Source organism: Vibrio sp. YT-15 (assembly GCF_033337445.1).
GTDB lineage: Bacteria > Pseudomonadota > Gammaproteobacteria > Enterobacterales > Vibrionaceae > Vibrio > Vibrio alginolyticus.
The window spans coordinates 221,301-234,308 of sequence record NZ_JAWOQR010000005.1 but is presented as its reverse complement, the minus strand read 5'-3'; the positions used below and the strand labels follow the sequence as shown (position 1 = coordinate 234,308).

The window sequence follows — 13,008 nt, the reverse complement described above, 5'->3', positions numbered from 1 at the left end:
AATAATCAAACTTGATTCCCGTTAAAAACGTTAAAATCTCTGAGCTCTCCGTTATAAACGTTATTTTGGCTAATTTTAACCAGTAGAGGGACAAAAAATAAACGTTGATATGCGTCGCAGTTTATATCCTTGTTAATAATGAGTGTTGGTGATTACTAACCTGGTAATCCATTTAAAATATACGTTTCTTGCTTGGTTTCTAGGTTCGGAGATCTCGCTCACATGCAGAAATGGTGTTAATTAATCAGCTAAAAATTAATCTGCCGTTCTGTTGTGATTAAGTTCGCAATCTCTATCAATAGTTCGTCAAAATCCGCTTGTTATCTGAAAAATGGCCTTTTTTATCGACAGTTTTCTTCCGTTTGTCGTCCTTTTTTTATTGTATGAATGAAGTTTTTTGGTTGCTCGAACTTACCTAATTAAGGCCAGTTAAATGGATAAGATCGTACGTTTTGAAGACCAACAATAGATAGCGATGTCTAACCGAATGTTCGTTATTGGAAATATGTTAATGGGGTAGGAAGAGGCGGTCTCTTTTATCTCTAGGAAGGGAATACTCGAATAACAAAAAAGCCCAGCATGCACGCTGGGCTAGTTTTTTTGATAAATATTAGCTGGTCAATAGTCGCTGTAGTTTATCTCGTTGTGCTTCTATGTATGCTCTCTCGGGGCTCTGTTCTTTGCAGTGTTCGAGAATGAACTCTATCGAGCTTAGCACCGTTCTCCAACGTGGTGTTTTGGGTAATGTTTCTATACGCATGTATTTATCTAAAGTGCGTGTTTGCAAAGTACTACGGTCTAGATAAACGCGCCACAAGCCACTTTGCTCTGCAAATGCGAACTTACTTTCACCCGTTACAGATTCCCAATACTCTAAAGCATGTGTCATTGCGTCTACTAGAACTTCTCGCATAAGTTCTTGCTTGTCTTTTTTATTACCGAGCGCTTTGTCTGCAAGGCGCGTAAATTCTCCGCCAAGCTCTTTTAGCTTTTGCAATTGGTCTTTGTCACCATCAAATGCATAACTTGAAAGCACTTCTACGGCGGTTTCTAGATTATGTATGCGAGCGGCACTGGCTCCACCGCCGACATTAAAGATGTACATGATATCTAACCCTGAACCTTCAGGGAGCTTAAGAATGTCTGCTTCGATGTTCTGACGAATATCTTCAATATAGATATCAATCTTGCCACAGTAATGAGGTTGTTTGACGGTCAGATATTTAGGGGCAATCAGCTCATCAGCAGATGAGCGCTTTAGCTGTTCTAAGCTGCGCTTGAATAGCTTACAAGCAGCTTCGTTAGCAAAGCGAATACGCTTGTCTTCACGTAGACAGATGATAGCTTCAGGAGCCGATTCTAGCTGTTCCAACAAACGACCTTGAGTCTCAAGTAAGCTTGCTTCAACGACTGCACGCTGTCTAAGTTCAGACTCTAGCACTTTGTTTTCCATATGGCGCATTTCTGCTTTACTTGCCGTTAAATGCGCTTGGATACGTGCCGCCAACTCTTGTTTATTAAATGGTTTCGATAAATAGTCGTTGGCTCCTGCCTCAAAACCTCTTACACGATCTTCTGTTTGACTGAGTGCGGTGAGCATAATGATTGGCAACTCGGCATGATCATAGGTTTCACGTAGTTCACTACAAACTTGGTAGCCACTCATGCCTGGCATCATGATATCCAATAACAGAAGTTCCGGCTTCTCTTGCTCGACGAGCGCTAACGTTTCTGGCCCATCGGAGACGGTACGCACACGATAGCCCTCTAAACGTAAAAAGCTTTCAAGCACGCGTAAGTTTACTGGTTCATCGTCAGCAACATACAGTAACGGGCCGTCTGGGTTCTCTGGAAGTGATAAGTCTTCACTGTTCTCTACATTAACTTCAGGGATTTGGAAGTGTCCGTGCGCAGCTAGAGTCTGGGTTGCTTGGATTTCTTCTTCACTGGCGAGCGGTAAAGTGAAACTGAAGGTAGTTCCGACCATTGGTTGGCTACTGACGTATAACGAGCCTCCCATTAATTCGATCAATTGCCGGCTAATGGAGAGCCCAAGCCCTGCACCTTGACGATAACGGCTCGCGTCTTGCCCTGCTTGGATAAGTGGTTCAAAAATATGCTCAAGTTGTTCTGCGGGAATTCCTTGTCCAGTATCCACGACTTGTACGCGTACATGATCATCTACCACATTAGCGGAGATAACAATTTTACCTTCTGAGGTGTATTTAATCGCATTGCCAATCAGGTTATATAGCACTTGTTCAAGGCGTTGCGGGTCAGCTGATACTGCTTTTAAATCCGCTGGGACTTGGTTGATGATGCGGATGGTTTTACTTCCAAGTAAATGACTAGAAAGCTCTAAAACCAATCGTGTTGCACTGCCCAAACTCACTGCTGATTTCTGGATATCCATGCTTCCATAACGCATTTTATGATAATCCAACAAGTCATCGACTAGATTAGCGAGACGCTGACCACTTTTAATGATGATATCAAGCTGATATTTCTGGCTAGCGGGGATCGCACCATTGGCGCCGGACGCTAAGGTTTCAGCAATCCCGACCATGCCGTGTAACGGTGTACGAAGTTCATGAGAAGTCGTGGCTAAGAATTCATCTTTTAATTTATCGGCCAATTGCAGTTCTTCATTCTGTTTTTGAATGATCTGTATGTTGCTTTCTAGTTCTTCATTTTGCTTCTTAATGGTTTGAATCTTCTCTCGAATAGAGCGTTGCATTCGTTCAAAGCTTAACGCAAGCCGACCAATTTCATCTTTACGAACCGTATTAAAAGACGTGTCATCAAGATCCCCTGCAGAGACCTTTTCGGCAACCCAAGTCAATTTCAGCAACGGAGAAGTGATAAAGTTTGATAAATAGTGAGAAGCGATCACCACAAGGATAATGGCGATCAACATAGCGATAACGAATAGTTTTTCGAGTTGATGGATACGAGCGAAAGCTTCGTTTTCTGGTAACTGTACGACGAGCGCCCAAATCACACCACGAGTTTCAATCGGTGCATAAGCCGCGATGATCTCTTCACCTAAACCGTTTGTGTAAGTGCCGACACCAAATGCACCAGAGAGTGCTTTATCGATCACTTCTAAACTGTTCTTAATGTCGTCTTGTTTCGTGTTAATTGTGCGAGGTTGGTGATCATTTCCAACCAGCAAGGTGTTAATGGATGACTCTCGATTAGCGTCTGCGGCTAACTTAGTGATGCCATTATTTGGCAAGCGGAACATGGCATAGCTGTGTAGATAACCTTGCTGAACAATTGGTGCACCTAGCCAAGCGACTGATTTACCCCCTTCCAGCTCGAAGTCAGACACAATCACAGGAGTGTAGTCTTCGTTTACTTTTCGACGTTCAGTCACATCATCGGCGAGACGCTTGAAAGTTTTGCCAAGTGCCGAGTCTTTGTAGGGGCCTGATAACAAGTTCGTTCCGTAGTTATCGTCTTTGTTGATCGAGTAGGTGACGTTACCATTGATGTCGACCAGCAAAATGTCATTAAAATCAGAGCGCTTGAGGAGCTCCAAGTAGGCCCAATGATAGCGTTTATGCAAAAGTCGGTAACGTTCACTTCCTACATAGTTGGATGACTCGGGTAACGTTGAGGTTTTGATTTGGTCTCCGCTGCCCTCGATGTAGCGCTGTTGGGCGTTTTTACGAGACTCTTCAATATCATTGCCTAAACGACTAAAAGCATTGACGAGACCGTAGAATCGGCCACCACTGGCGTAAGCCAACTCTGAGCGCACAAAGCCCATGACTTCGGTTTCTCGTGCCTCAAAGTAGTCGATGATTTGCTGCTGTTTTGTATCTCGAACAGACAGTAAGTGCGAGGTGCTTTGTTCTTGCAGATCTTTACTGTGGGACTGCAAGAAAAAGATCGCAGTAATGGTAAGAGGTGTGATACTGAGCACCAGAAATGCGGTCATCAGTGTACTCTGAAGGCGCTTAAATTTCTGTTTTTTGTAGAATTTAAACATGGATAAGATTACAACTCATAATGGGCAGTTCTAAAACATAATTCGCTGCCGAGGTTCTCGTTAAAAACGGATAAGATGTTCAACTAGATAGAATTAACAAAATTAACGAGTTTTTTTTCTTTGACAAGAAAGTTAGTTGTAAAGCGTGCAGGGTGACGCAGTTTTTCTTATGAGTGTTGAATTTATGAGAAAAAATCGCGCAGGTTTGTGCCTGCGCGGAGGGAAGTTATGATTTTTTCGCGTAGTAGATAGAAAATTTATTGGTCTTATTTAGCGTCTCGCAATTATTAAACGCCCGCTCGATAATTGGTGGGTATTTTAAGAAGCTATTCGCGACAATCACCATTTCGCCGTCTTTGGTTAGGTATTGTGGCGCCTGACCCAACAAGGTTTCCGCTGCGTTGTAATTTGTGTCTAGACCACTGTGGAATGGCGGGTTGCTGACGATAAAGCGGTAGTCTTTTTCGGTATCCGAGTATATATCTGATGCAAATACGCGTCCGGATAAACCATTCGCTTCTAATGTGGCTTGGCTAGAAGTGATCGCATAAGCATTAATGTCACACATCTCAATCGCGATCTCTGGATTCGCTTTCGCCATAAACGCACCGAGTACACCTGCACCACAACCAAAGTCGAGCACTTTGCCCGACAGCTTAGGTAAGGTTTCAAGCAGCAATCGGCTACCTAAGTCGAACTCGCCATGGCTGAATACGCCAGGTAGGCTCTTAACCGCTAGCGACTGCTCACCGAGTGTAACAGTGTAAGACTTAAACCAATCTGCTTGGTTGAAAGGTTTTGGCTCATTGAGGCAATTACCCCAGTAAAATGAGCAGCGACGAGCAGAGTCGTACTTGTTCACAGGGCCGTATTCTTGGAACATCTTCTCGATGCTCTTGATGCCGGAGCGGTTTTCACCAACGATGACGATTTCAGTGTTAATGCCCAGTTTCGCCATCAACATCGCCAGCAAGTATTCTGCTTCAGCTTTTGCTTTTGGCCAGTATAAAAGGACCATGTCTGCTTTTGTTTCAACATCAAACACAGAGCCAAAATGACTTTTCACTTTGTCAGAGGTTTGAATTTGGCGGTAGTAGCTATAGTTGGAAGTAAACACTTCAACAGACTCACAATGAGCCACTAACTCAAGAGGAAATAGGTCTTCAACTTCACCAGCGACTAAAACGTGTTTTCCGTTGAAGTATTCAAGTTGGCGCTGAGCTATTTGGCTAGGAGCGATATAAGCAGACATAAATTTGGTTCATCAGAAATAATTTGGGGCAGATTTTCGCACAATCTGCCCCAAGCTTGAAGTGATTAAGCGGTGACTAGCTGTTGTCTTGTTGGTTAAGGAAGTCTTTGAATTCTTCCTCGTAGATATTAAACAGTACCATGGTCACGGCAAAAATAAGTGGGCCGTAGATAAGACCAATCAAACCAAACAGATGCAGACCACCCAGTAATGAGAAGAAAATCATAAGGGTATTCATGCCGGCGCTGCCTTGCATTAGCAACGGACGTAATAGGTTATCTATAGAGCCAACGATAACTACACTCCACACCGTCAAGAAGATAGCCCAAGTCATATCGCCTGTTAAGAACAAGTACGCTGCTGCAGGAATCCAGATTAGCGCGGTTCCTACCACTGGAATGAATGATGCAAAGCCCATCATTGTTCCCCAAAATAACCCAGGGAAACCGGCGAGCCACATACCGATACCGCCAGCCAAACCTTGAGCAATCGCTGTCATGAATGAGCCCATTACGGCTGATTTAGAAACTTGCTCTATCTCTGTCAATATTCGGTCTTCTTGGCTACGTGAAAGTGGCAGAATATGACGAATCGCAGAGATAATTTTGTCGTGGTCACGAAGCAGAAAAAACAACACAAACAGCATTAGGAAGAAGTTCATTAGGAAGTTGGTTGCGTCTCCTAAAATCTTTGCGCTAATAGCAACTAAGTTAGAGCCAAACGATGTGGCAAATTGCCCAATTTTCTCAGCGATGGCTTTGGGCTCGATTTTATCAAAAGGTAAGTACTCATTAACAATCGCTAAGCCTTTGATAACGAAAGGATGTTGGAATATATCTTGGATACCACCATTGGTAACCCAATTATATGTATTTTGTGAGAAAACAGAGCCTTGCTGAACAATGGCGGCAAACACAAATAAAAGCGGGATAACAATAATAAACGTCAAGACGACACATGACAGCAGTGCCGCCATATTGGGGTGCTTGGGAATTTTCTGCTCAAACCATTCGTGTATCGGAAACATGAGCAAAGAAATGATAAAAGCCATCACAATGGAATTGATATATGGCTCAACCAATAAGTAGCAAGCAAAAGCAGCGGCGAGTAAAGCAACCATTAGTACTCGGTGACTCGACGTTATTTTTACATTATTTGGCATGGTATTAGTCCAACTTACAGGTGACGTTTACGGTTTATGCCTTCAATGATGGCGTGTAACCTTTATTACTTTGCACTCTTAACTCTTTCAAGCTTATGACAATGCCGAATTAGAGCAGGGCGATGTACCTTGCTATAATGACTACAAATCAGTCGGTTATCAATCAAGAGATGAGCTATGGGTTGTTGCAACGGTGATAAAAAGTGTCAAACTGAGAAAAAAGCTAAGCGAATACCGTGGTTTGGCATTGTCGTTGGGGTATTAGCGATATTGGTTATTTTGAATTGGCAATAAAAAAGGACCGTTACGGTCCTTTTCTAAATGCGTTATCGCCGTTTTTAGCGATTATTTCGCTTCTTCTGCAAGAACAGCAAAACAGCGGTCAGCCGCTTCTAGTGTGGCATCAATCTCTTTTGAACCATGAGCGAGTGAAGTAAAGCTCGCTTCAAACGCAGATGGCGCAAGGTAGACACCGTGTTTTAGCATTAAGTGGAAGAAACGCTTGAAGCGTTCTACATCGCACTTCGTTACGTCTTCGTAGCAAGTTACTTTTTCCTGGTCAGTGAAGAAGAAGCCGAACATACCGCCCACTTGGTTAACAACTAGCGGAATACCGTGTTTTTCTGCTAGAGACTTAAAGCCTTCAGCAAGTTGTTTCGTTTTAGAAGCTAGGCGCTTTTCGTTGCCTTCTTCTTTTAGAAGGTTCAAACATGCGTAGCCTGCTGCCATTGCGACAGGGTTACCGGAAAGGGTACCAGCTTGGTAAACTGGGCCTGTAGGTGCAACGTATTGCATCACTTCTTTACGGCCACCGAAAGCACCTACTGGCATACCGCCACCAATCACTTTACCCAGTGTCGTTAGGTCGGGTTTGATGTTGTAGTGTGCTTGCGCGCCGCCTAGAGCAACACGGAAGCCTGTCATTACTTCATCAAAAATTAGTAGCGCGCCTTCTTGATCACAGATTTCACGTAGCCCTTCGTGGAAGCCTTCCACTGGTGGAATACAGTTCATGTTGCCTGCTACTGGCTCAACGATGATACAAGCAATTTCGCCTTTGTTAGCAGCAAATAGCTCGCGTACAGAATCTAGGTCGTTGAATGTTGCTGTTAGCGTGTGCTTAGCAAAATCTGCAGGAACGCCAGGAGAGCTTGGTTGGCCTAGAGTTAGTGCTCCAGAACCTGCTTTTACTAGCAAGCTGTCAGCGTGGCCGTGGTAACAACCTTCAAATTTCATGATCTTGTCGCGACCGGTGAAGCCACGTGCAAGGCGAATCGCGCTCATAGTAGCTTCAGTACCAGAACTTACCATGCGGATTTGCTCCATTGATGGAACAAGCTCAGAAACTAATTCTGCCATCGCGATTTCAAGCTCTGTTGGCGCACCGAAGCTAAGACCGCGTTGCGCTGCATCAATTACTGCTTCGCGGATAACCGCGTGGTTGTGGCCAAGAATCATTGGACCCCAAGAGCCAACGTAATCAATATACGCTTTACCATCGGCATCAAAAATCAGTGGACCGTCTGCTCGTTCGATAAATAGCGGAGAGCCGCCAACGCCGTTGAATGCACGAACTGGTGAATTGACACCGCCAGGGATGGTTTGCTGAGCTTTTTGATACAGCTCTGATGATTTGGTCATGGGGTTATCCTCTTTTGATTGCTCGGACCAAGTGGAGCGCATTGTACCTAGCTATAATCAAGTTAGAAACGTTTTGCTTAATTTATGTGTTGTTTCGCAGTGTAATCTTATATATCCGCATCTGTTATAAAGAATCGGCGGCGAATACTTGAACGAGTTTGTCAGGTATTGGATAATCGTCTCAATTAGCACAAATTTGACGTCTTGCTTCAGGCTTGACGCATTACACGAGTGAGAGAGGTCTTCGTGAGCGAAGTAAACGTACCATTATCTTTTTCTGACGCAGCAGCATCTCGCGTTAAAGCATTGATTGCTGAAGAAGAAAACCCAGCATTGAAACTGCGCGTATACATTACTGGCGGCGGCTGCAGCGGCTTCCAATACGGCTTTACTTTTGATGAAAATGTAAACGAAGGCGATACGACAATCGTAAACAGTGGTGTAACACTGGTTGTAGACCCGATGAGTCTGCAATATCTCGTTGGCGGTATTGTTGACTACACAGAAGGGTTGGAAGGAGCGCGCTTCTTCGTAAATAACCCCAATGCAACGACAACATGTGGTTGTGGTGCATCGTTCAGTGTGTAATTAACACCTAACAGGCAGCTAATGGCTGCCTGTGCTTTATGTAGAAGGATGTCACGTAAAGCGCACGCTCGCAGATATGCAGAGAAATAATAAAAAGGACTTTATATGTCTGGACTTTCTTTTGGACGCCGAATTGTCGAGCGCCCTTGGCTAGTATCTCTTATCCTCGTCTTACTTCTTGTTGCATGGCTAACCATCGGCCAACTCAAAGCACAAGATGATCATCCTAACTCTTCAACATCCACGAACACGACACCACTTGCAAAGGTGATGTTTGATACTTTTCTTGCCGAACCTACCAGTAAAACCATTGAATTGTATGGACGAACAGCGCCCAATCGTCAAGCGCGTCTTGGCGCCGAAGTTGCCGGTAAAATAGTCAGTCTTAACATAAAGAAAGGCCAAGCGGTCAAACAGGGACAAGTGATCGCAAACATCGATAAGCGCGACCTTGGCATTCAACTTAAACGGGCCCAGGCGATGCTGTTGGTTAAAGAGAAAGAGTTTAATGCAGCTAAATCGCTAAAAAGTCGCGGACTGCAAGGTGAGGTTGCATTTGCGACAGCGCAAGCAGCGTTGGTAGATGCACGTGCGAATTTGAGTAACGTGCAAACGGCTTTAAGAAATACTGAGGTTAAAGCGCCATTTGATGGCATCGTAGATCATCACTTTGTTGAGTTAGGTGATTTTGTCGGGATTGGCGATCCTATTGCGACGGTCATTGATTTGGATACTTTAGTGATTGAAGCCGATGTCAGTGAACGGCATATACAATATCTTAAGGAAGGCCTAGAAGCCGACGTAAGAACCATTAACCAACAGCATCATCAAGGTCGTGTACGCTACATTGGACGTGTTTCTTCTGCTTCTACTAATACGTTTCCAATTGAAATCGAAATTGATAATCAAGACGCAAGAATTCCTGCTGGTATGAGCGCAGAAGTACAGCTGCCTTTGAGTGAAGTGTTGGCGGTAAAGATTACGGCTGCCATGTTAGCACTAGATGAAGAAGGTAACTTAGGTGTCAAGACACTGCGTAATGAGCATGTTGAGTTTGTTCCAATTCAACTCGTTAAGGCCGAGGATGATGGTGTGTGGCTCTCTGGGTTAGGAGAGCGTGTAGACATTATCGTGCTGGGACAAGGTTTTGTGCGAGATGGTGATCAAGTACTGGCCAATAAAGTTGATGACGTAGTTATTGAAGCGGCTAATGAGCAGTAAGGAGCACCTATGTACACTCTGATTGATGCTGCGTTATCTCGCGCTCGCACTATGCTGACATTGTTGGTGATGATATTAATTGCTGGTGTCATTACTTACGTCACAATCCCCAAGGAATCGAGCCCTGATATTACCATTCCGATCATTTATGTTTCTGTTGGACATCAAGGCATTTCTCCTGTCGATGCCGAACGTTTATTAGTTCGGCCAATAGAGCAAGAGCTGCGTTCAATTGAAGGCGTAAAAGAGATGACCTCTGTGGCATCAGAAGGTCATGCTTCGGTGACGCTGGAATTTAGTGTCGGAGTGGATCTTGATAAAGCGATGGCAGATGTGCGTGATGCGGTTGATCTTGCGAAGCCAAAGTTACCAGAGGACAGTGATGAGCCGACGGTAAACGAAGTCACGTTTGCATCTGAAGAGCCTGTTTTGACCGTTGTGCTCTATGGCACCGTACCAGAGCGAACCATTGTTCAGATTGCCAGAACGTTACGTGATCGTTTGGAAAGTTTCCGTCAGATTCTTGAGGTTGAAATCGCAGGAGATCGCGAAGACATCGTGGAGATAGTTGTCGATCCGCTATTGATGGAAAGCTACGGTCTCGATCAAGCGGATATCTATAATTTAATCGCCTTGAATAACCGAGTTGTGGCAGCGGGGTTTGTCGATACTGGGTATGGACGCTTTTCGGTAAAAGTCCCATCGGTTTTTGATTCACTGAAAGATGTGCTTGAACTACCGATCAAGGTGAATGGCAAAGAGGTGATCACTTTTGGCGATGTGGCGACAGTACGACGTGCATTTCGCGATCCTGAAAGTTTTGCTCGTTTAGATGGCGAATCTGCCATCGTTTTGGACGTAAAAAAACGGGCAGGGGAAAACATCATTGAAACGGTTGAGCTGGTAAAAGAAGTACTGGATCAGGGACAGAAGCGCGCCGAGTGGCCCGACAATTTGCAAGTTAAATACACTTGGGATCAATCCGACGATGTCAAATTGATGCTCAGTGATCTACAAAACAATATCTTATCCGCAATTATCCTCGTAGTTATCGTCATTATTGCCATATTGGGGGTTAGGACCGCGCTTCTCGTGGGGATTTCTATTCCAGGATCGTTCTTGACTGGGTTGTTGGTGTTATCGGTATTTGGGCTGACGGTCAATATCGTCGTACTGTTTGCTTTAATTATGGCGGTAGGCATGTTGGTGGATGGTGCCATTGTGGTGACAGAGTTTGCAGATCGGCGCATGCAAGAAGGAACGCCACGTAAAGAAGCCTATCGAGATGCAGCAAAGCGAATGGCCTGGCCTATTACCGCATCCACAGCAACCACATTGGCTGCGTTTGCTCCGTTACTTTTCTGGCCAGACATCACTGGTGAGTTCATGAAGTACTTACCACTTACTTTAATTGCTACCTTGGCCGCTTCGCTGATGATGGCTTTATTGTTCGTTCCTGTCATCGGTGGGATCATTGGCAAGCCTCAAGTAGTCAATCAGAAAGCTCAGCGAGAAATGGTGGAGCTGCATAACGGCAACTTTGAAAAAGCGACTGGCATTACCAAGCTTTATTACCAGACTCTGTCGGTAGCGATTCGTCATCCATGGAAGGTCTTACTCAGCGCGATACTGCTAGCGGCAGGTGTCGGCTTCACTTACAACAAAGCTGGCTTGGGTGCAGAGTTTTTCCCTGAGGTGGACCCTGCCTTTTTTACCGTTAAAGTTCGTTCTTATGGTGACCTGTCTATTTACGAAAAAGATGTTGTTATGCGCGAAATCGAGAAGGTGATGCTCGGTCATGACGAGTTTGAAAGTGTCTACACGCGCACAGGATCGAGCGATAATGGGGACGAGATTGGCCAGATTCAAATAACGCCTGTGGATTGGCAGTATCGACGCAAAGTGAAAACCATTATTGAGGAACTAAAAGAGACGACAGACCGCTTTTATGGTGTTGAACTTGAGTATAAATTCCCGGACGCAGGTCCGCCTGTCGAGCATGATCTTGTGATTGAAGTGTCATCACGAAATTTGAGTGTTAGTGTGTTAGATGAAGCAGCCAAAAAAGTACGACATTGGGCTGATGGTAATCCTGCACTGGCCAACTTGAGTGATACCACTAATAAGGAAGGGATTGATTGGCAAATTGATATCCAGCGAGATGACGCCTCTCGCTTTGCAGCGGATGCTACTTTAGTCGGGAATACCGTCCAGTTTGTTACGAACGGTTTGAAAATAGGCGATTATTTGCCCGATGATGCGGATGAAGAAGTCGATATTTTGGTGCGCTATCCGCAAGATAAGCGCGACATAGGTCGATTTGATCAACTGAGAGTGAAAACGGCAGCTGGTCTGGTGCCGATTACGAATTTTGCTCAAATCAAACCAGATCATAAGCAAGACACTATTCGTCGGGTCGACGGTCATCGAGTTATCAATATTAAAGCGGATATGGTGGAAGGTTACAATTTGGCGCTTGAGTTACCTAAGATTGCCGCTGGAATGGAACAGCTCGACTTACCGGAAGGCATTGAATATAAAATTCGGGGTCAAAATGAAGAGCAGGAAAACTCATCAGCATTCTTGCAAAATGCTTTTATTGTCGCGCTTGGTGTGATGGCTTTGATTTTAATTACGCAGTTTAATAGCTTTTATCAAGCTTTCTTAATCCTTAGTGCAGTGCTGTTTTCTACTGTTGGTGTCTTCGCTGGGTTACTTATTTTCCAAAAGCCATTTGGCATCATTATGTCGGGAATTGGAGTGATTGCGTTGGCTGGTATCGTGGTAAACAACAATATTGTTTTAATCGATACTTATAATCAGATGCGTAAACGTGGTTTAGAAAAACCTGAGGCTATTTTGCGTACGGGTGTGCAGCGTTTAAGACCCGTTTTACTCACGACGGTGACCACCATATTAGGCTTATTGCCAATGGTGTTAGAAATGAACATCGACTTAGTTAATCAGAAAGTGGAGTTTGGCGCACCAAGCACTCAATGGTGGTCTCAGCTTGCGACCGCTGTCGCGGGTGGTTTGGCGTTTGCGACTTTGCTAACGTTGGTTCTGACCCCGTGTTTGCTTATGCTCGGGAGAGAGCATCACCCCGAGCAGTAAGCTTTATCGTGATGATATCGACAAAACAAAAAG

At 44.5% G+C, this 13,008-nt stretch carries 7 protein-coding genes; 3 read left to right on the top strand and 4 right to left on the bottom strand.

From position 1 onward, the window contains the following. Positions 1-610 precede the first annotated feature (610 nt). The 4 genes from R7D93_RS12185 to hemL form a co-directional block, all read right to left on the bottom strand. Complete coding sequence (locus R7D93_RS12185) at positions 611-3,997, bottom strand: response regulator (RefSeq protein WP_005380036.1); 3,387 nt, start codon at positions 3,995-3,997, stop codon at positions 611-613. 226 nt (positions 3,998-4,223) lie between these two features. Beyond that, entirely contained in the window at positions 4,224-5,249 is a 1,026-nt protein-coding gene (rsmC, locus tag R7D93_RS12180) for a 16S rRNA (guanine(1207)-N(2))-methyltransferase RsmC (protein ID WP_005380034.1), read from the bottom strand. A 76-nt stretch (positions 5,250-5,325) separates the two neighbouring features. Continuing rightward, the gene (locus R7D93_RS12175) at positions 5,326-6,411 is read right to left on the bottom strand and encodes an AI-2E family transporter (RefSeq protein ID WP_031779035.1); all 1,086 of its coding nucleotides are present in this window, start codon (positions 6,409-6,411) and stop codon (positions 5,326-5,328) included. A 345-nt stretch (positions 6,412-6,756) separates the two neighbouring features. After that, positions 6,757-8,052, bottom strand: a complete 1,296-nt coding sequence (gene hemL / locus R7D93_RS12170; RefSeq protein ID WP_005380032.1) for a glutamate-1-semialdehyde 2,1-aminomutase — start codon at positions 8,050-8,052, stop codon at positions 6,757-6,759. 246 nt (positions 8,053-8,298) lie between these two features. Here hemL and erpA point away from each other — a divergent pair, with 246 nt between their 5' ends. From erpA to vmeK, 3 genes are all read left to right on the top strand, one after another. Then, complete coding sequence (erpA, locus tag R7D93_RS12165; protein WP_005380031.1) at positions 8,299-8,640, top strand: iron-sulfur cluster insertion protein ErpA; 342 nt, start codon at positions 8,299-8,301, stop codon at positions 8,638-8,640. 105 nt (positions 8,641-8,745) lie between these two features. Continuing rightward, positions 8,746-9,861 (top strand): efflux RND transporter periplasmic adaptor subunit, encoded by a 1,116-nt coding sequence (locus R7D93_RS12160; protein ID WP_005380030.1) that lies wholly within the window; start codon positions 8,746-8,748, stop codon positions 9,859-9,861. 9 nt (positions 9,862-9,870) lie between these two features. Beyond that, the gene (gene vmeK / locus R7D93_RS12155) at positions 9,871-12,975 is read left to right on the top strand and encodes a multidrug efflux RND transporter permease subunit VmeK (RefSeq protein ID WP_213968971.1); all 3,105 of its coding nucleotides are present in this window, start codon (positions 9,871-9,873) and stop codon (positions 12,973-12,975) included. The last annotated feature ends 33 nt before the right edge of the window (positions 12,976-13,008 follow it).